The sequence below is a fragment of the Enterococcus sp. AAFC-DPL-6103 genome, from assembly GCF_058216595.1.
This window is the reverse complement of record NZ_CM177102.1, coordinates 2,308,726-2,327,204: the sequence shown is the minus strand read 5'-3', so window position 1 is coordinate 2,327,204 and position 18,479 is coordinate 2,308,726. Positions and strand designations below refer to the sequence as shown.

Annotated in this window: 21 protein-coding genes, 1 pseudogene and 1 other annotated feature; of the genes and pseudogenes, 16 read left to right on the top strand and 6 right to left on the bottom strand. The window is 37.5% G+C overall.

The features are described 5' to 3' along the window. Positions 1–97: 97 nt before the first annotated feature. Positions 98–736 (bottom strand): copper homeostasis protein CutC, encoded by a 639-nt coding sequence (locus AC4BC3_RS11060; protein WP_490466512.1) that lies wholly within the window; start codon positions 734–736, stop codon positions 98–100. Between the two features lie 103 nt (positions 737–839). On the opposite strand from AC4BC3_RS11060, the gene AC4BC3_RS11055 reads away from it, so the two are divergent. From AC4BC3_RS11055 to recD2, 4 genes are all read left to right on the top strand, one after another. Next, entirely contained in the window at positions 840–1,697 is an 858-nt protein-coding gene (locus AC4BC3_RS11055) for a methyltransferase domain-containing protein (protein WP_490466511.1), read from the top strand. A 232-nt stretch (positions 1,698–1,929) separates the two neighbouring features. After that, a complete protein-coding gene (locus AC4BC3_RS11050; protein WP_206910259.1) occupies positions 1,930–2,433 on the top strand; it encodes a tRNA (cytidine(34)-2'-O)-methyltransferase in 504 nt (167 codons plus the stop codon). A 57-nt stretch (positions 2,434–2,490) separates the two neighbouring features. Then, a complete protein-coding gene (locus AC4BC3_RS11045; RefSeq protein ID WP_490466510.1) occupies positions 2,491–3,147 on the top strand; it encodes a histidine phosphatase family protein in 657 nt (218 codons plus the stop codon). Positions 3,148–3,165: 18 nt separating this feature from the next. Then, positions 3,166–5,736, top strand: coding sequence for an SF1B family DNA helicase RecD2 (recD2, locus tag AC4BC3_RS11040; protein WP_490466509.1), 2,571 nt, complete (start codon positions 3,166–3,168; stop codon positions 5,734–5,736). Positions 5,737–5,833: 97 nt separating this feature from the next. Here the strand turns inward: recD2 and AC4BC3_RS11035 are convergent, their stop codons facing one another. After that, positions 5,834–6,811 (bottom strand): diacylglycerol/lipid kinase family protein, encoded by a 978-nt coding sequence (locus AC4BC3_RS11035; RefSeq protein ID WP_490466508.1) that lies wholly within the window; start codon positions 6,809–6,811, stop codon positions 5,834–5,836. A 490-nt stretch (positions 6,812–7,301) separates the two neighbouring features. Here AC4BC3_RS11035 and AC4BC3_RS11030 point away from each other — a divergent pair, with 490 nt between their 5' ends. After that, positions 7,302–7,799 (top strand): QueT transporter family protein, encoded by a 498-nt coding sequence (locus tag AC4BC3_RS11030; protein ID WP_490466507.1) that lies wholly within the window; start codon positions 7,302–7,304, stop codon positions 7,797–7,799. Between the two features lie 194 nt (positions 7,800–7,993). On the opposite strand, the gene cbpA is transcribed toward AC4BC3_RS11030, so the two are convergent. Next, positions 7,994–8,632, bottom strand: coding sequence for a cyclic di-AMP binding protein CbpA (gene cbpA / locus AC4BC3_RS11025; RefSeq protein WP_067482986.1), 639 nt, complete (start codon positions 8,630–8,632; stop codon positions 7,994–7,996). Between the two features lie 159 nt (positions 8,633–8,791). Here cbpA and rpmG point away from each other — a divergent pair, with 159 nt between their 5' ends. The 5 genes from rpmG to AC4BC3_RS11000 all read left to right on the top strand — a co-directional run bounded on the left by rpmG (position 8,792) and on the right by AC4BC3_RS11000 (position 12,036). Further along, on the top strand, positions 8,792–8,944 hold the full coding sequence (rpmG, locus tag AC4BC3_RS11020; protein WP_067482984.1) for a 50S ribosomal protein L33: 153 nt from the start codon (positions 8,792–8,794) through the stop codon (positions 8,942–8,944). A gap of 21 nt (positions 8,945–8,965) precedes the next feature. After that, positions 8,966–9,136 (top strand): preprotein translocase subunit SecE, encoded by a 171-nt coding sequence (secE, locus tag AC4BC3_RS11015; RefSeq protein WP_067482982.1) that lies wholly within the window; start codon positions 8,966–8,968, stop codon positions 9,134–9,136. Between the two features lie 99 nt (positions 9,137–9,235). After that, entirely contained in the window at positions 9,236–9,781 is a 546-nt protein-coding gene (nusG, locus tag AC4BC3_RS11010; RefSeq protein WP_206910250.1) for a transcription termination/antitermination protein NusG, read from the top strand. A gap of 166 nt (positions 9,782–9,947) precedes the next feature. Beyond that, a complete protein-coding gene (locus AC4BC3_RS11005; RefSeq protein ID WP_206910341.1) occupies positions 9,948–10,775 on the top strand; it encodes an alpha/beta fold hydrolase in 828 nt (275 codons plus the stop codon). 160 nt (positions 10,776–10,935) lie between these two features. After that, complete coding sequence (locus tag AC4BC3_RS11000) at positions 10,936–12,036, top strand: lactate oxidase (RefSeq protein WP_206910249.1); 1,101 nt, start codon at positions 10,936–10,938, stop codon at positions 12,034–12,036. Between the two features lie 396 nt (positions 12,037–12,432). On the opposite strand, the gene AC4BC3_RS10995 is transcribed toward AC4BC3_RS11000, so the two are convergent. After that, entirely contained in the window at positions 12,433–12,837 is a 405-nt protein-coding gene (locus tag AC4BC3_RS10995; RefSeq protein WP_490466506.1) for a hypothetical protein, read from the bottom strand. A 171-nt stretch (positions 12,838–13,008) separates the two neighbouring features. On the opposite strand from AC4BC3_RS10995, the pseudogene AC4BC3_RS10990 reads away from it, so the two are divergent. Together AC4BC3_RS10990 and AC4BC3_RS10985 are read left to right on the top strand one after the other, a co-directional pair. Further along, positions 13,009–13,137, top strand: a pseudogene (locus tag AC4BC3_RS10990) (helix-turn-helix transcriptional regulator); the annotation flags it as partial. 36 nt (positions 13,138–13,173) lie between these two features. Beyond that, positions 13,174–13,431, top strand: coding sequence for a hypothetical protein (locus AC4BC3_RS10985; protein ID WP_490466505.1), 258 nt, complete (start codon positions 13,174–13,176; stop codon positions 13,429–13,431). 215 nt (positions 13,432–13,646) lie between these two features. Here AC4BC3_RS10985 and sdaAA read toward each other — a convergent pair whose 3' ends face one another. After that, a complete protein-coding gene (sdaAA, locus tag AC4BC3_RS10980) occupies positions 13,647–14,519 on the bottom strand; it encodes an L-serine ammonia-lyase, iron-sulfur-dependent, subunit alpha (RefSeq protein ID WP_206910247.1) in 873 nt (290 codons plus the stop codon). 17 nt (positions 14,520–14,536) lie between these two features. Then, positions 14,537–15,205: an L-serine ammonia-lyase, iron-sulfur-dependent subunit beta gene (gene sdaAB / locus AC4BC3_RS10975; RefSeq protein WP_206910246.1), complete on the bottom strand. Its 669-nt coding sequence runs from the start codon at positions 15,203–15,205 to the stop codon at positions 14,537–14,539. Between the two features lie 332 nt (positions 15,206–15,537). Here sdaAB and rplK point away from each other — a divergent pair, with 332 nt between their 5' ends. The 4 genes from rplK to rplL all read left to right on the top strand — a co-directional run bounded on the left by rplK (position 15,538) and on the right by rplL (position 18,099). Then, positions 15,538–15,960, top strand: coding sequence for a 50S ribosomal protein L11 (gene rplK, locus AC4BC3_RS10970; protein ID WP_206897644.1), 423 nt, complete (start codon positions 15,538–15,540; stop codon positions 15,958–15,960). 108 nt (positions 15,961–16,068) lie between these two features. Beyond that, entirely contained in the window at positions 16,069–16,758 is a 690-nt protein-coding gene (gene rplA / locus AC4BC3_RS10965) for a 50S ribosomal protein L1 (protein ID WP_067482954.1), read from the top strand. Between the two features lie 82 nt (positions 16,759–16,840). Further along, positions 16,841–16,966 (top strand) — a sequence feature (ribosomal protein L10 leader region). 210 nt (positions 16,967–17,176) lie between these two features. Further along, on the top strand, positions 17,177–17,680 hold the full coding sequence (gene rplJ, locus AC4BC3_RS10960; RefSeq protein WP_206897643.1) for a 50S ribosomal protein L10: 504 nt from the start codon (positions 17,177–17,179) through the stop codon (positions 17,678–17,680). A gap of 50 nt (positions 17,681–17,730) precedes the next feature. After that, positions 17,731–18,099 (top strand): 50S ribosomal protein L7/L12, encoded by a 369-nt coding sequence (gene rplL / locus AC4BC3_RS10955; RefSeq protein WP_067482950.1) that lies wholly within the window; start codon positions 17,731–17,733, stop codon positions 18,097–18,099. The last annotated feature ends 380 nt before the right edge of the window (positions 18,100–18,479 follow it).

The window sequence follows — 18,479 nt, the reverse complement described above, 5'->3', positions numbered from 1 at the left end:
TTGTGGCTCAAAGCGTTCAGCTCCAATAAATTAGCGAGCAATCATTTATACTATAAAAAAGAGTGTGACCTCATCAGGCCACACTCTTTTTTTGGGATTAATCCAGTGAAACAATTTTTGTCCCATGTACCTCAGCAACACCCAATTCTTTTGCAACTTGTTCTGCGTTTTTATCAGATACACCACCGCCGGGTAAAATAATCAAACGATTATCTGCATACGCTATTAATTCTTTCAAATGCGTAAAGTTATTCTCAATTGGTGTACCGGCTATACCGCCATGGGTTAAAATTCGTTCAACGCCATGTTCAACTAGCCAATCGATTGCTTCAAATTGACGTTCTTTAGGGATGCTATCAAATGCCATATGGAAAGTGATCTGTAATCCTTCTGCTGTTTCAATCAACAACTCTAAGGCTTCTTCATCTAACCAACCAGAAGGAGTGAGACAGCCAATAACAACACCATCTGTTCCTAGTTTTTTTGCTTCAATCAAATCAGTATGCATGATTTTTAATTCAATATCGTTGTAAACAAAGTCGCCTCCACGTGGACGAATGATCGTCATCACGGGGATTTCTTTTTCGCCAGCGTAGCTTAAAGCTTCTTCAATTACGCCAGTGCTTGGTGTGGTTCCCCCCACAGCAAGGTTGTCGCATAACTCGATCCGGTTCGCGCCGCGGGAAATCGCTAAAGGGATCGAGGTGTAATTTTCGGCACAAAATTCTCTAATCATAAACTGCACTCCTTTGCGTTTCTTCTTGGGCATTGTAACACATTTTTTCCGGTTGCTAAAGTTTTCGGCAACAGGTAAGATAAAAATGAAATGAGGGAAGTATATGCTAAAAAAAATTGACCGTGGACGCCAGTTTTTATTGAAACATCAGCAGTTGTTTTGTTGTCCAGTTTGCCATGGAGCGATTGTTGCAACAGAACAAGGTTTAGTTTGTGAAAACAGTCATCGTTTTGATTTATCTAAAAAGGGAACACTTTATTTTTTATCGCATGCAGTCAAAACGGACTATGATCAAGAAATGTTTGCGCCTAGGCGACGAATGATACGTTCAGGAATGTACCAACCGGTAATCGAATTGATTGCCAAACATCTACCAACAGAGGCGACTGTTTTAGATGTTGGTTGTGGGGAAGGTAGCTTCTTAAATGAAATCAATGAGTTGCAAAAAATAAAAACAGCAGTTGGTTTTGATATTTCTAAAGAAGGTGTATATGCTGCAACGGAACAAGAAGTTCAAGCCTTTTGGTGTGTAGCAGATTTAACAAACTTACCCTTTGCATCACAACAGTTTTCATCGATTTTAAATATTTTTTCACCTTCACACTATCAAGAATTTCAACGGGTGTTAACAGACGATGGCGAGGTTTTAAAAATTGTACCTCAAGAAAACTATTTGAAAGAATTACGACAAGCTTTTTATCCAGATCAACCAGAAAAACAAAATTATTCAAATGAGCGAGTTGTCACAAAGTTTGCTGAATCACTAGACTTGATTGAACGTCAGCGTGTCACATATGAATTTGAAATCCCAGAAAAAAATCAACGAGATCTCTTGGCGATGTCACCTTTGGAATGGCAAGTTGCGTCTGAAATAAAAGAGAATTTGTATAAGCATCCGCTAGAAAAAATTACAATCGATGTTGAATTATTAAAAGGAACTAAGAAAAACCGTTTACATTGAGTTTTTATTAACAAGTGGTTGCAAAAATAATTTAATGGTGATATAGTAGCAACAAGTTGTTTTTTCATTGGTTTTTATCAGGTTCCTGTTCTGATAAAAGATAGTGAGAAGAGCTTCACTAACGTAACGACTCGCAGTGACTAACACCGAGTTGATACGTTTTTTTTTATGCCAAAATTCAATTGTATTTATTAATAAAAATGAAACATTACCATGAGAGGATGAGCAACAGATGAATCATATCGTTTTATTTGAACCTTTGATTCCAGCAAATACTGGAAATATTGCACGAACATGTGCCGCAACGAATACACCCTTACATTTGATCGAACCTTTAGGCTTTTCCACCGATGATAAACACTTAAAACGTGCTGGGTTGGACTACTGGAACGATGTAAATATCAAGTATTATCCAAATCTCGAAGCCTTTTTAGACTTTTTGGGAAATCGAAAACTACATTTGATTTCAAAATTTGCCAATAAAATCTATAGTGATGAAAATTTTGCAGATGGCGAAGATCATTTCTTTTTATTTGGTAAAGAAACTACCGGATTACCTGAAGAATTCATGCGTAGTAATGAAGAGAAATGCTTACGTATTCCAATGAACGATGAACATGTGCGTTCACTGAATTTGTCAAACACGGCAGCTATGATCGTTTATGAAGCGTTGCGCCAACAGGGGTTTCCTGCGTTAGAGTTAACACACCACTATGAACATGATAAACTTGATTAATCTTTGATAAAGAAGTGTAAAAAGAATGCTAGACAAATGAGTGAGGTGTGAGGAAGAATGGATTTATATTTTACCCGACATGGCAAAACAGAATGGAATCAAGAACGTCGCTTCCAAGGAAGTAATGGAGATTCACCTTTACTCCCACAAAGTTATGAAGAAATCAAAGCACTAGGGGAAAAAGTGAAGAACGTTCCTTTTGAAGTTATCTATGCAAGTACGGCGAAGAGAGCACGTGATACAGCTGAAGGAATCAACCGCATGTTGACACACCCAGTTGAAATTATTTTTACGGATAAGCTTCGCGAGTTGGGGCTAGGCCTGCTGGAAGGTCAAAAAATCGAAGAGATGTATGAAAAATTCCCCAAAAATCTACCTAATTTACGTAATCATTTAGATAAATATGATCCAACACCGTTTCATGGTGAATCGATTGCAGCCGCGATTACGCGAATCGAAACTATTGTAGCAGATGCAGTGGCACAACATGATGGCCCCATTTTATTCGTGGGACACGGAGCGTCGTTGACGGCCGCAATTCAGTGGATGACGGGAAAAGAGTTGAGCCAATTACGTGAAATGGGTGGCTTATTTAATAGTAGTTTGACTATACTAGAAACCGAAGAGCCAAATAACTTATTACCTTATCGACTAAAAGTTTGGAATGAAGTAGATTTTTTAGGATTGGATAATAAACCAGAACCGTTACTATAGAAGAAGGAGGCGGCTTCGATGCAGCCAGAAGAAATGCCATATTTCGTTGGGACAGTTGCCGCGATTTTTTTTCAAAACCCAAGTAATTTTTATAAAGTTCTCTTAGTCCATGTGAATGAAACGAGTGCAGACTATCGAGAAAAAGAAATCGTTGTTACGGGGAGTTTCGGTGAAATCCAAGAAAATGAAACGTATCGTTTCTACGGCGAACTAGTGGATCATCCTAAATATGGCCGCCAGTTGAAGGTTGAACGTTATGAGCAAGAAAAACCAACAACAGCTAATGGAATCGTTTCGTATCTTTCAAGCGAAAAATTTCCGGGGATTGGTAAAAAAACAGCTGAAAAAATCGTTGAGACGCTGGGAGAAGATGCGATTGAAAAAATCATCGAAGATCCTTCGCTTTTACGACAAATCTCTGGTTTAACGAAACCAAAGCGTGACATGATTGCTGAAACGATTCGCTTGAATCATGGAATGGATCAAGTCATCATGGGGTTAAATCGATATGGTTTCGGTAGTCAATTGGCTTTCAGTATCTATCAAGCGTACAAAAATGAAGCGTTAGATATTATTCAAGAAAACCCGTATCAGTTAGTCGAAGATATTGAAGGAATTGGATTTAAACGAGCAGACAATCTGGCGGAACAAATTGGGATTGCTTCGGATTCGCCAAGGAGAATTCGTGCGGCTATCTTGCATCAAATTTTCCAGCACAGTGTCCAAACAGGTGATACATATGTTCCTGCTGACACTCTTTTGGCGCAAACAATCCGGATTTTAGAAACCAGTCGTCCGGTTGAGATTGAGCCGGATCAAGTTGCCACAGTTATTATTCAATTGGTCGAAGAGGGAAAAATCCAACAGGAAGAAACAAACTTATATGAAAATAGCTTGTATTTTTCAGAGTGGGGGATTGGCAACTCGATTCAACGATTGTTAAGTCGTAAAAAGGAAATTCATTATCCAGAAAAAGAGATCGCTAAAAACATTCGACGTATCGAAAAAATCTTTGGAATCCAATATGGCGATTCACAAGAAAAAGCGATTGCTGAAGCGATACGTTCGCCTTTATTTATTTTGACAGGGGGACCAGGGACAGGAAAAACAACGGTCATCAACGGGATCGTTCATTTATTCGCTGAATTAAATGGAATTGAACTAGATCCCAATAAATATACGCAAGAACTCTTTCCGGTTTTACTAGCAGCGCCAACGGGACGAGCAGCTAAGCGAATGAATGAGACAACAGGCTTGCCAGCTAGCACGATTCATCGCTTACTTGGATTGAATGGCCGTGAAAAAACACCTTCTGTCAGCACGAAAGAGCTAGAAGGTGGTTTATTGATTGTCGATGAAATGTCGATGGTGGATACGTGGTTAGCGAATACTTTATTTAAAGCAATTCCAACAAATATGCAGGTTATTTTAGTTGGGGACAAAGATCAGCTACCATCCGTTGGTCCTGGTCAAGTATTACATGACCTACTAGACATCGAACAGATTCCAAAAATGGAACTCAATGAGATTTATCGACAAGGGGACGGATCCAGTATTATTCCATTAGCACATGAAATCAAGGAAGGTCGCTTGCCAAGTGATTTTACTCAGAATCAAAAAGATCGCTCTTTTTTTAGAAGTGATGCGTACCAAATCGAACCTTTGATTTCGCAAATCGTAGAAAAGGCTAAAAATAAAGGATTTACTGCGCAAGATATTCAGTTATTAGCGCCAATGTATCGAGGTGCAGCTGGAATTGATGCGTTGAATAAGATGATGCAAGAAATCTTTAATCCGGGTGGACCTAATAAAAAAGAAGTTCGCTGGAATGAAACAGTTTATCGAATTGGGGACAAAGTATTACAGCTAGTCAACACACCAGAACTGAATGTTTTTAATGGAGATATGGGTGTCATCACAGGAATCATTTTAGCGAAAGATTCTGACGATAAAGTGGATGAATTAGTTATTCAATTCGATGCAAACGAGGTAACGTATAAGCGAAACGAGTGGAATAAAATTACCTTGTCATATTGTTGTTCGATCCATAAATCGCAAGGTAGCGAATTTAAGATGGTTATCTTGCCGATGGTGCATCAGTATCAACGGATGTTACAACGTAATTTATTGTATACAGCAGTTACCCGAAGTAAAGATCTGTTGATTTTGTTGGGAGAAGAGCAAGCTTATTTGACTTGCGTCAAAAATGAAACGGCTAGTCGTATGACGACCCTGAAACGAAGGATTGAAGAAAACGATAGTATGACGCTTGTTACGCGGACGAAGTTGACTGCATATGAAGATTCATTAGTGGGAAATGATCCTTTTGAAGATGGTTCCTATACAAGTGAAGGATCAGAAAAAGTAGTGAAGACAGCCAAAAAAGAAGAGGCAGTTGTTTCCAATAAAAAAGAAGTCAAAAATGAATTTGTTGTTCAAGAAGTTCCTTTATTTGAAACACAAACGATGGAAACAGAAAAAGAAGTGGGAGCAAACGAAGAACCTAAAAATTACATCTTAACAAGTGAAGCAATTGAAAATCAATTAATCGATCCAATGATTGGGATGGAAAAGATTCGTTTGAAATGACAAAACACTAAAATTAGCGGGTAAAATCAACCATCGTTGATTTTACCCGCTAATTCTTTTTACCATATATTGAGGAGTTGTTCTGGAAACAATCTCCTTATTTTTTTGTTTGGCACCAAAATGACTGGGTCTTCGTTCCAAACTGTAAATCAAATGATTGGGGTGCAATGTCTTCGCCGTCTGCTTGGCCAAACTGTGGAGTCGTGGAGACGATACGTAGTTTGCTTGTAGTAAAATGGTGGAAATTCTTTGATTTTAATTGTTTCTTTTGTATTAATAAAATCACGATCCAAATAATTTTGAATAAATTAATTCTCTCAACCACAACAAAATCAATTGTTGGTTTAAATACCTCAGCAGTTGGTGCAATAGCAACGCCACCCCCAAAATAAGGGTGGTTGGTCGTTGTACAAAGAAAAGCTTTTTCAAAATTTATTGTTTTTCCGCCAACATCTACCAAAATTGGAAATCCTTTTTGTGTAAAAAAGACATGTAAAATGGATAAAATATAAGAAAGTGAGCCTAAATTATACTTATTTAAGCGCTCTTTGGTAGCGGAATGGTTTGTTGTATGAACGATTGCCGCATCAAGACCAATGCCAAGATTGTTGACTAAAACTCCTTTGGTGTCAGTTACCTGTTCTTGATAAGTCAATAGATTGATTTCTTGTGGCTCATCTGTGTTCAATAAATGAGTGACCGCTTGTTCTGTATTACGAGATAAGCCAATTCCGCGGGCAAAATCATTTCCAGAACCAGCTGGAACATAAGCGACGGGTAACTCCAAATCTAATTGGTAAAACGTGTTTAACACTTGGTGTAGCGTTCCGTCACCACCAACGATGACTAGGAGCGGGAAAGTAGTCACTGTTTCTTGATTCTCAGTAGTCCATGGTAATAGTGTGTCTTTAGCAAGTTGCTCTGCTAGCTCTGCATCATGTCCAGGGTATTCTGAATAATAGACAGAATAGTTGGCTTGATGCTGATCGAAAATGGGAAACATTTTATCGGCGACTTTTTGACCATTGCCACTTCCAGCAGCTCGATTGATTAAAAGATGATAATGAAAATTCATGTGTGCCTCCTGTGGCTAACGCAAAAAAAGATCTTTTTTTGCAGATTCCTAGTTATTATAGCAGAGGAAATCCGAAATAAAAAAGAACTTATCCGAAAAAAAATAAAAAAAGTCTAGCAAGTGCTCAATCCTTAACTGTGTAAGGAGAAGAATTCTAAGGTTCGAAATGTCCACTTAGTTCTTCCGCTGCTTGCTAGACCTTGGTAATAGTAAGAGGTAGCTCAAATTCCCACACCTTTCTGTTGTTTATTTAAGTTCATAACAATTCTCTGCGTGCAAAACCTACTTCGTTTGCGTGACGGGGAATTCCTATGTCCTCTTACACTTATTTTATACCATAAAACACACCGTTTTTGCGATCGTTTACAATCTTGACTGTTGCTTAAAAAATAAAAGCATGGTTGAAAAGTAAAAGACATCTGCTATAATACCTTTTGCGGTTCGTCGACCATCCCGCGTTAACAAAACTAGGAGAAAAGAGGAAAAGGAAATGAAAACAAAAAGTAATCAGCGTTTAAGAGTAGTAATGATTAATGGAATTGTAATGGCCTTATATTTAGCGTTGACTTTTGTTACACCACTTTCATCAGGACCAGTTCAAATCCGAATTTCAGAAAGCTTGAATCACTTAGTCGTCTTTAATCGAAAACTATTATGGGGCGTCTTAGGCGGTGTAGTTGTGTATAATGCTTTTTTTGGTTTTGGTATTTTAGATGTCTTGTTCGGTGGAGGACAAACATTACTTGCACTAGGTATTACAGCTTTATTGCATAATAAAGTAAAAAACGTCAAAGTTCGTTTGGCATTGAATACTTTATTTTTCACAGTGAGTATGATTTTGATTGCGTACATGCTAGTGCCAACAGGTGGCAAACCTTTTTGGATCACTTATGGAACATTGGCATTGAGTGAATTCGTGACAATGGCAATCTCTGCACCAATTATGTATTACTTGAATCGAGCAATTGGATTTGATAAAAGAGTATAGATTTTCTAATCAGAGCAGTAGACAACATCCTAAAAACAGTGACAAGTGAATCAATAAATTTAGAAAGAACTAGCCAATTTTCTTGTAGAGTGAAGGTTAGTTCTTTTTGTATTTTTTAGAGTCTGTCTAAAAAAGATAGAAATAAAATCTCATACGAAAAAAAGTTACGCCAAGTTAGCGTAACTTTTTGTTATTTACATATCTCTTAAGTTTTCGATTTCAACAACTTTATAGTTTTTACGTTCCAAATGCTCAACAATCGTATCGCAAAGTTTTTGATCAGTATCAGCTGGCAAAGTAATCAATGTGCGACGAATAAATTCGTCTTTGCCGATATCCAGTGTGATACAGCTGGCAATGCTGCTGTATTTAGAAATGATTTTAGAAATAGCTGCTAAATCACCTTGCTTACCCGTAGAAGCAATAGTTAGAACGTAGCTTCCTTGCTCAACGCTCCAAGATTGTGACAACATGTTTAGCAATGTACTGTGAGTCAAGATGCCATAGAAATGATTTTCATCATCGAGAACAGCAATATAAGGTAACTCTTTAATCGTGAAGAACACTTTAAAGAATGAAGTGTTCACGTAAATAAATTTTGTCGCATTTTTTAACAAGTGAGTGACTGGTAAAGTCATATCTCCGCCATTTGCTTTATGACGATAGATGTGCATTTTGTAGATGTTTCCGCGGAAGATTTTCCCAGATTCGTCTAAAATTGGTACACAACGATAACCAGATGTTTCTAAGATTTCAAGTGCTTCTTCTAATGTGTTTGTTTCGGTTACAGTTGTTAGATCTTTTTTCTTATATACAAGTGTTTTAAGTAGCATAATAATACCTCCATATCTCATTTTTACTTCATTTCTTACTAATCATATCATAAGTATTTATAAAACAATAGCTCGTACTTACCACAAATTGACAAGAACTTATTTTCATGCTAATGTTAATAGGTATAAATTTGATTTTCAGTTAGGAGGTAGACACGGATGGCAAAGAAAAAAGCTGCATTAGCTTGTTCCGTTTGTGGCTCTCGAAACTACACCAAATCGGTTAGTGAAGGAAAAAGTGGCGCGCGTTTGGAAATCAATAAATTTTGTAAATATTGTAATCAATACACATTACATAAAGAAACAAAATAAGAAGGAAACGAGGACACAGCGGTGAAATTTATTAAAAGTGTACTGGCTGAAATGAAACAAGTGACTTGGCCAACAAAAAGACAATTGCGTCGTGACACTTTAGTTGTCATTGAAACATCAATTATTTTTGCTTTGATGTTTTTCATTATGGACACGGCGATCCAAAGCTTATTTGCACTAGTTCTTAAATAAGACGCTAGTAAATGAGCTTGATTTGTGCTACAATTGGGTGGAAGAAAAACTTCGGGTGACTGAGGTTTTTTTATTTTACAACGAAATGAGGAGCCGTAAATGGAATCTTTTGAAAAAAATTGGTACGTGCTGCACACGTATTCTGGTTATGAAAATAAGGTAAAGGCAAACATTGAATCTCGTGCGCAAAGCATGAAAATGGCTGATTATATTTTTCGTGTCGTTGTCCCAGAAGAAACAGAGACTGAAATAAAAAATGGCAAAGAAAAAGAAACGGTTCATAAAACATTCCCTGGGTATGTCCTAGTTGAAATGATTATGTCCGACGGTTCTTGGTATGTTGTTCGTAATACGCCAGGAGTAACTGGTTTTGTAGGATCTCACGGCGCCGGCAGTAAGCCCGCTCCTTTGTTACCTGAAGAAGCAAATCACATTTTACGTTCAATCGGTATGAGTGTGCGTCAAAATGATTTAGAAGTTGGCGTTGGTGAAACAGTGAAAATCATTGAAGGTGCATTTGCTGGACTTGAAGGACACGTGACTGAAGTCGATGAAGAAAAAGAAAAACTAAAAGTAAATATCGATATGTTTGGTCGCGAAACAAGCACTGAGCTTGACTTCGATCAAGTAGATAAAATTGACTAATTAAACAAAAAACCTGAATTGTTGATCCCAGTGATTAGCGCTTCAGGTTTTTTTAGTAAACAAGACGATCACTTATTAAAGGAGGAAAAAGTCATTGAAAAAAATTCGTTCAAAGAAAATCAATTTTGCTTTGTTCACTAGCTTTCTTTTATTAGGGCTGGTCATCATGGCTGGTTGTCAAAGAACAACGAGCAAAGCTAGTTCCAGCGCATCTACGCAAATTGAAAAAACGACACAAACAAGCGAGGCTCCAAAGAAGTCAACGACCCCAACACTTTTTTTTCATGGCTACAGTGGAACAGTCAATTCTTTTAAGGGCATGTTGCAACGGCTAGAAGAAAATCAAGTAGCAAAACAATCCCTTCAGTTGACTGTGCGCCCAGATGGAACGGTTCAAGCAACGGGAGAGTTAAACCAACAGGCAGAAAATCCAATGGTTCAAGTTTTGTTTACTGATAATGTCAACAATGAATGGAATCAGACGGAATGGATCAAAAACTGTTTAGCCTATTTACAAACAACATATGGCGTGGAAAAAGTGAATGTTGTTGGTCATTCGATGGGAGGCGTGAGTGCGTTGCGCTACTTAGCAACTTATGGTCAAGAGAATTCATTACCTCAAGTCAAAAAATTTGTAGCAATTGGTGCGCCATTTAATGATTTTGTTGATGATAGCACACAAACATTATCAGATGAATTAGCCAATGGACCAGCGGTAACTTCTAGTCGTTACCAAGACTATCAGCGAATGATCGACAATGTTCCTACGCAGACCAAGATATTATTGATTGCGGGGCAATTGAGCCAAACGGATTTAAGTGATGGAACGGTACCGCTCAATAGTGCGTTAGCTGTATTTGCGTTGCTAACCCAGCATGGTAATCAAGTGGAGGAACATGTCGTTGAAGGAGATAATGCTTCTCATAGTATGCTGCATGAAAATCAAGAAGTAGATAAACTTGTCCAGAAATTTCTGTGGGAAGCGAAAGAATAGAATTTAGGAAAGTGCAGTAAAATAAAAATTTTTAGTTGAAATAAATTGAGCGGTAGCTATTTTAAGCTAGTGCTCTTTTTTTCGAGTATAAATATTTGCTTACTTTTTGTAAGAGTAATATACTTACTTTTGTAAAGTTGAAAAGAAAGAAGGAGTCAAAATGACTTATCATACAAGTAATGAAGAACATCCAATCGAAATCGTGAATATTGCATCACTAGAAGGTCGCGTGAGAGAACGCATGGAAGCAGGTGCTTTCGGGTATATTCGTGGCGGCTCTGAAGATGAATGGACAATGAAAGAAAATACTTCTGCATTCAATACTAAAAAAATTATGCCACGCGTCTTACGCGGGATTGATCATGCTGATTTACACACATCTATTTTCGGCATTGATCTAGATACACCAATTATTCAAGCACCATCAGCTGCACAAGGATTAGCTCATGAAAAAGGGGAGGCAGATACTGCAAAAGGTGTCGCAGCTGCTGGTTCAATTTTCTCAATCAGCACGTATGCGAATACAACAATTAAAGATGCCGCTGCAGCAGCACCAGATGCACCACAATTTTTCCAACTATATATGAGTAAAGATGATGGCTTCAATGAATTTATTTTGACACAAGCGATGGAAGCCGGAGCAAAAGCAATTATTCTTACAGCGGATTCGACATTAGGTGGCTATCGTGAAGAAGATGTCATCAATCAATTCCAATTCCCTTTACCAATGCCTAACTTAGCTGCTTATAGTGAACAAAGTGCTAGCGGAAATGGTGAAGGAAAAGGAATCGCTGAAATTTATGCAGCGGCTAAACAAGGGTTAGTTCCAGAGGACATCAAAAAAATCAAAGAATTTACACATCTTCCTGTTTTTGTAAAAGGCATTCAATCACCAGAAGACGCTGAAGTTGCAATTGCTGCTGGAGCAGATGGCATTTGGGTCTCAAACCATGGTGGACGCCAATTAGACGGTGGTCCTGCCTCATTTGAAGTATTACCAATGATTGCTGCAACAGTTAATAAACGCGTACCAATTGTTTTTGATTCAGGTGTACGTCGTGGTGAACATGTTTTCAAAGCATTGGCAAGTGGTGCGGATCTAGTAGCAATTGGTCGTCCAGTGATTTACGGATTGAACTTAGGTGGAGCAGAAGGTGTAACTTCCGTCTTTGAACATTTCAATAAAGAACTATCCATTACTATGCAATTAGCTGGTACAAAAACAATTGAAGAAGTAAAAAATACGACATTGTTGGATTAGGTGAGAAAGTGTAACCAAAAACTTTCTAGCTATATTTAAATCTATCAATAAAAAAAGAGCAGTGACAAACATATTGTCACTGCTCTTTTTTATAAAGTGTACTTATTGCTTGAAGCGAAACACCTTTGTCACAGCCACTTTATCATCAAATATTTTGTAAGAACTATCAACCTAGTAAGCTCGGCTACTTCTTTTTTCTTGATAAAAGATCTTGTACTTCGTAAGTGTGAAGTTGCTGCTTAATTTGGTCAATTTCATCTTGCTGTCTAGCTAATTTGACAGATAAAGATATTACAGCTCCTGAGAGTAATAAGATTGCGATAAAATCATAGTGATCAATAAAAAATTTGAAAATATCCCTGAAGATGTTCATTTTTAGTCCTTTCATAAAATAAATTAACGATTATACATTCCTTGAATAATTGCAATAGAAGAGGCGATAATTCCTAAAATGACTTCAATACCAACTCTAGAATGAGGTTTGGTACTTAAAAACTCAAGATAACCATCCAACAATGCATCGTGATTTTCAGAAGTGACAGTTTTTCCGTAAAAATATTCTTTAAAGTATGTAACGGATAAACTAGTAGCATGTTCTTTTAAATACTTCACAGCTTGGTTATAGTTTTGATTATTTTCATTGAGGACATATATTTCTTGTGTGCTTGTTTGTTCATTAGTCAGGCTAATCTGATTATTTTCTTCAGCTAAGACAGTAGCTGTTGGGACAAGAGCTCCGGAAATTGTAATAACTGATAATAAACCTGTAACAACTTTTAAATTTTTTGCTAACCTTCTCAACACTTCTTTCTAAAATTTTTTTTTTACAAAAATAACTTACTACGCAATGATGTAACTAACTAGCAAAGGTGTTTTACATAAGACTTTACATTCGTAAAATTTGATAAGAAAGGGGGTTGTTTGATCGTATGCACCAAAAAACAAAAGCAGAAAGATTGAAAAAAACTAACACAAGAAGAATTAGCAGAAAAAATCTTAGTTTCTAGACAAACAATTTCTAATTGGGAAAACCAACGAGCGATTCCTACTACGGATAATATTATTTTATTAGCTCAATTGTTTAATTTGCCAATTGATTATTTTTATTCTGAAAATGAAGTGGTGGATTCAGAAAGGATGAACAAACGAGTTAGAAAAAATAGGCTATTTGAGATACAAGATTTGAAATTATGGAATTTTGCTTTGATTATTCTTTTAGTAATTGCGGTGTTTATTCCTTACTCCGCACCCATCGCCCTTTCCATGATTTTTACGTGGAAGAATAAAATTATTCCAAAACAATTTAAACGAGCGATTGCACTGATGATTGTGATCGTTGTGCTTGATATTTTAACGATGCTTATAGTGTTTCTTTATTTTGTGGGTTATAAATAAATAGAGCAGATAATCCATAGAAGTAATCATTATTGAACTAAAAATCGTTGTGTAACAACGTATTTCAACGTAGTAGCCCGTTGAGGTATGAAATTGGAATGCATGAAGTTTTCGATTCTCACATATAAACAAAGAAAAAAACTGAAGACAACAACCATCCTTTCATGGTTGTTGTCTTCAGTTTGGCTGAGGCAGAATTATCTGCCCCGACCTTTTTAAGTTTGTTTAGTTAACAGTTCATTGGTTAATCGTTGTGCAGTAGGTGTCGTAGCCAAACCGCCTTCAGCCGTTTCCTTGAAAATCGATGGCATTTGGCGTCCAACTTGATACATAGCCGCAACTACTTCGTCTGGTGGAATGACACTTTCGATTCCTGCAAGTGCCATGTCTGCGGAAATAAAAGCTTGTGAGGAACCTAAAGCATTTCGTTTCACACAGGGAACTTCTACTAGTCCAGCGACAGGATCACAGATTAGCCCCATCATATTTTTTAATGTGATGGCAATTGCTTGAGCAGCTTGATGCGGTGTGCCATTTTTTGCACAAACTAAAGCTGCAGCTGCCATCGCACTAGCAGAACCAACCTCTGCTTGACAACCACCTTCGGCACCGCTGATTGAAGCATTGTTTGCAATGACTAATCCAAAAGCTCCTGCTGTGAATAAAAAATCTAGTTGCTGCTCGTGTGTTAAAGAAAGACGTTCACGAACGGCCATTAGCACACCCGGGACAACACCCGCACTTCCAGCAGTAGGCGTCGCACAGATAAGCCCCATTTTGGCGTTAACTTCATTCACTGCAATAGCATTTCTTACAGCTGTTAAAATCGTGTCACCACTTAAAAAATCACCTTGTTCCAAGTAAGCATCTAAACGTTTCGCATCTCCGCCAGTAATTCCTGTAACAGAAGTGACTCCAGCTTTTCCTTCAGTGATCGATTGCTCCATGACTGTTAGATTTTTTTCCATGATTTGAATGATTTGTTCGCGCGAACGGCCACTCATTTCCATCTCAGTTGCAATCATTAGCTCTGCGACAGATGAGTAGTCTTTTGCTTGTTCGACTAATTCTTCAATTGATAAAAACATAGGCTTTGCAGACTCCTTTAATCAAAGTAATTCACGCTATCAATATGTGGTAGCTGTTGTAGTTTTCGGACAGTTTCTTCGACTTGTGGATCATCCACTTCGATAATCATAATGGCATTTTCACCTTTTGATTCTCTTGTCACGGTCATCGTTCCGATATTTGTGTTTGTTTCGGAAAGAATATTGGTCACTTTAGCGATCATCCCAGGAACATCTTGATGGACAACGATCAGTGTTGGTGTTCCCATGCTTAAAGAAATTTTGAAACCATTAAGTTCGGAAATCTGGATATTTCCGCCCCCAATCGAGATGCCTGTCACTGACAATTTGCGTTTTCCTTTTGTTAAAAGCATTTTAACTGAGTTCGGATGCTCTGCTTTTTCACTTTTAGGTACGAACAAAACTTCCATCCCAGCTTCATACGCTAATTTTAGTGAATCAGCTAAACGCTCATCATCAGGCTCCATTCCCAACAAACCACCAACTAAAGCAATATCGGTACCGTGACCACGATACGTTTTTGCAAAGGACTCATAAAGGTAAATCTCAACAGAATCTGGTTGTTCGCCAAAAATACTGCGAATCACTTTTCCAATTCTAGCTGCACCTGCAGTATGAGAACTGCTTGGACCAATCATCACTGGTCCGATAATATCAAAAACACTTCTATACTTTAACTCTTTCATTTTTTCACCTCGTCAAATTCTTAAGGAAAAAAGTTTCTATAAAAAACTTCATTTTTCGTACATTTATTTATTCTGGCGTAAGTTTAGCACAAAAGGGTGAGAGAAAGAGAAAAATCTTTCCTTTTATAAGAAAATTTTTAGCACTTTTTTCTCATAACTCTAAAAATAATCGAAAAAATTCTTGAAAATATGATTGAATTTGCTATAATGTATCAGTGTGCATTGAAATGCGCATTTTTATCTAACTTTTTAAAAAATTGATAGATGAAAACGTGGGAGGAGAAATATGTATCTCCAATTAACCACATCACGGACTTAAGGAGGTATGTCTCGTGGCAAAGAAAGTAGAAAAAATCGTTAAATTGCAAATTCCTGCAGGTAAAGCAACTCCAGCACCACCAGTAGGTCCTGCACTAGGTCAAGCGGGTATCAACATTATGGGATTCACTAAAGAATTCAACGCTCGTACAGCTGATCAAGCAGGCTTGATTATCCCAGTTGTAATTTCAGTATATGAAGACCGTTCATTTACTTTTGTTACAAAAACACCACCAGCTGCAGTTTTATTGAAAAAAACAGCTAAAATCGAAAAAGGTTCAGGCGAACCAAACAAAAATAAAGTTGCTACAATTTCTAGCGATCAAGTAAGAGAAATCGCTGAGTTGAAAATGGAAGACCTAAACGCTGCTAACGTTGAATCAGCAATGCGCATGGTTGAAGGAACTGCACGAAGCATGGGTATCGTTGTAGAATAATTTATTCTAACGACCCCAAGAAAGTAGCTTCTCAGTTGGCTCTGTATTGAAAGATATAGAACACGTGGGAGGTACAACCGTTATAACCACAATCAAGGAGGAAACAAAATGGCTAAAAAGAGCAAAAAAATGCAAGATGCATTAAAAAAAGTTGATTCAAGTAAAGTTTATCCTGTTGCAGAAGCAGTAGCTTTGGCAAAAGAAACTAACATTGCAAAATTCGACGCAACTGTTGAAGTTGCTTACCGTTTGAATGTTGACCCTAAAAAAGCAGACCAACAAATTCGTGGTGCTGTTGTATTACCAAACGGAACTGGTAAAACACAATCTGTTTTAGTATTTGCTAAAGGCGAAAAAGCAAAAGAAGCTGAAGCAGCTGGTGCAGATTTCGTTGGTGACGACGACATGGTTCAAAAAATCCAAGGTGGATGGTTTGACTTTGACGTAGTTGTTGCAACACCTGACATGATGGCAACTGTTGGTAAATTAGGTCGTGTATTAGGACCTAAAGGCTTAATGCCTAACCCTAAAACTGGAACAGTTACAATGGACGTAACAAAAGCTGTTAACGAAGTAAAAGCTGGTAAAGTAACTTACCGCGTTGACAAAGCTGGTAACGTACATGTTCCAATCGGTAAAGTTTCATTCGATGACGCAAAACTTATCGAAAACTTCCAAACAATCCATGATGTATTAGTGAAAGCTAAACCATCAGCAGCTAAAGGTCAATACATGAAGAATGTTACTGTAACAACAACATTCGGACCTGGTATCCACGTTGACCAAGCTTCTTTCTAATTTGAATTAAATTAGAAAGTTGATTGATCCAACTGAAAAATAATTCTTGACTCAACTAGTTTAGCGTGCTAAGCTAGTTGAGGTTAATAATTAACTTGTACCGAAGACAGTAGGTGGCTTTGCCTTAATTTCCTACCGAGGACGTTTATTGAATAATTTCAATAGTCCCTCTATGTCTACGGTGGCATAGGGTTTTTTTATTGTGAATCACTAAGAGCGGAGAGGTTAGCTGATGAACATTACTCGTTGAGCAAAGTGAAAGGAGTTTCCTTTCGAGCAATGCGAGATTGAATCACTAAGAGCAAAGTGATTAGAGGATAAACAATACTGATTAAGCAAAGTAAAAAGGATTCCTTTTGAACAGCGTAATGAGGTAACTAAAGACTCTTCCATCAAAATTCAGGAGGTGAAACTCAAAATGAGTGAAGCAGCAATCGCAAAAAAAGCAGAGATCGTTGATAAAGTAAGTGAAAAATTTACAGCAGCAGCATCTGTAGTAGTCGTTGACTACCGTGGACTAACTGTTGATGAAGTAACTCGCTTGCGTAAACAACTTCGTGATGCAAACGTAGAAATGAAAGTTATCAAAAACTCTATCCTTTCACGTGCTGCAAAACAAGCTGGATTAGAAGGCTTGGACGAAGTATTTACTGGCCCTACAGCCGTTGCATTTAGTAACGAAGATGTAGTTGCACCAGCAAAAATCATGGATGAATTTGCTAAAGACGCAAAAGCATTAGAAATCAAAGGCGGTATCATCGAAGGTAAAGTATCTTCATTGGAAGAAATTACAGCCTTGGCAAAATTGCCAAACCGCGAAGGACTTCTTTCTATGTTGCTATCTGTACTACAAGCGCCAGTCCGCAACGTGGCTTACGCTGTCAAAGCAGTCGCAGACAAAGAAGATGGAGATGCAGCTTAATAGCCGCATAGCATAAATAAAACAAACAACATTTAATGGAGGAAATTATCATGGCATTGAACATTGAAAACATCGTTGCTGAGTTAAAAGAAGCAACTATCCTAGAACTTAACGACCTAGTTAAAGCTATTGAAGAAGAATTTGGCGTATCTGCTGCTGCTCCTGTAGCTGCAGCTGGTGCTGTAGCAGGTGCTGCAGCTGAAGAACAAACTGAATTCACTGTAGAATTAACTGCAGCTGGAGACCAAAAAGTTAAAGTTATCAAAGCAGTTCGTGAAGCAACTGGCTTAGGCTTGAAAGAAGCTAAAGCAGTAGTTGATGGCGCTCCTGCACCAGTTAAAGAAGGCGTGTCTAAAGACGAAGCTGAAGAATTAAAAGCTAAACTTGAAGAAGTTGGCGCATCAGTAACAGTTAAATAATTTTTGCTGATTATAGAGCATCGAAATCCCATCAAGGATTTCGATGCTTTTTTATTATACTTGTTATACTTGCTACTTGATGATGTCAAAACATGAGTCTAACGCGAGACAAAAAAACTCTCACGGAATAATGTTCCAGTAAGAGCTAGAGAGTTATAAATTGGCTTTTTTACTTTTTTGATATTTTATGTGTTTGTTGTATCTGTTCTACAAAAACATCAAGTGTAATTTGAACAGTATCACCAATTACATTTTTCACGAGAAGAAAAAGAATTTGGACGTTGAAATAGGCGAAAAATATCTAGATAAAGTTGAACGCTAGGGATAGTTTGAATTATCTATGTTTACTAATTGTCTGTTTTTTTTCAACAAATGCTATT

Bases quoted from the DNA above. Each gene is read 5' to 3' on its own strand.
- AC4BC3_RS11060 (WP_490466512.1), bottom strand. From the start codon at position 736: ATGATTAGAGAATTTTGTGCCGAAAATTACACCTCGATCCCTTTAGCG.
- AC4BC3_RS11055 (WP_490466511.1), top strand. From the start codon at position 840: ATGCTAAAAAAAATTGACCGTGGACGCCAGTTTTTATTGAAACATCAG.
- AC4BC3_RS11050 (WP_206910259.1), top strand. From the start codon at position 1,930: ATGAATCATATCGTTTTATTTGAACCTTTGATTCCAGCAAATACTGGA.
- AC4BC3_RS11045 (WP_490466510.1), top strand. From the start codon at position 2,491: ATGGATTTATATTTTACCCGACATGGCAAAACAGAATGGAATCAAGAA.
- recD2 (WP_490466509.1), top strand. From the start codon at position 3,166: ATGCAGCCAGAAGAAATGCCATATTTCGTTGGGACAGTTGCCGCGATT.
- AC4BC3_RS11035 (WP_490466508.1), bottom strand. From the start codon at position 6,811: ATGAATTTTCATTATCATCTTTTAATCAATCGAGCTGCTGGAAGTGGC.
- AC4BC3_RS11030 (WP_490466507.1), top strand. From the start codon at position 7,302: ATGAAAACAAAAAGTAATCAGCGTTTAAGAGTAGTAATGATTAATGGA.
- cbpA (WP_067482986.1), bottom strand. From the start codon at position 8,632: ATGCTACTTAAAACACTTGTATATAAGAAAAAAGATCTAACAACTGTA.
- rpmG (WP_067482984.1), top strand. From the start codon at position 8,792: ATGGCAAAGAAAAAAGCTGCATTAGCTTGTTCCGTTTGTGGCTCTCGA.
- nusG (WP_206910250.1), top strand. From the start codon at position 9,236: ATGGAATCTTTTGAAAAAAATTGGTACGTGCTGCACACGTATTCTGGT.
- AC4BC3_RS11005 (WP_206910341.1), top strand. From the start codon at position 9,948: ATGGCTGGTTGTCAAAGAACAACGAGCAAAGCTAGTTCCAGCGCATCT.
- AC4BC3_RS11000 (WP_206910249.1), top strand. From the start codon at position 10,936: ATGACTTATCATACAAGTAATGAAGAACATCCAATCGAAATCGTGAAT.
- AC4BC3_RS10985 (WP_490466505.1), top strand. From the start codon at position 13,174: ATGAACAAACGAGTTAGAAAAAATAGGCTATTTGAGATACAAGATTTG.
- sdaAA (WP_206910247.1), bottom strand. From the start codon at position 14,519: ATGTTTTTATCAATTGAAGAATTAGTCGAACAAGCAAAAGACTACTCA.
- sdaAB (WP_206910246.1), bottom strand. From the start codon at position 15,205: ATGAAAGAGTTAAAGTATAGAAGTGTTTTTGATATTATCGGACCAGTG.
- rplA (WP_067482954.1), top strand. From the start codon at position 16,069: ATGGCTAAAAAGAGCAAAAAAATGCAAGATGCATTAAAAAAAGTTGAT.
- rplJ (WP_206897643.1), top strand. From the start codon at position 17,177: ATGAGTGAAGCAGCAATCGCAAAAAAAGCAGAGATCGTTGATAAAGTA.
- rplL (WP_067482950.1), top strand. From the start codon at position 17,731: ATGGCATTGAACATTGAAAACATCGTTGCTGAGTTAAAAGAAGCAACT.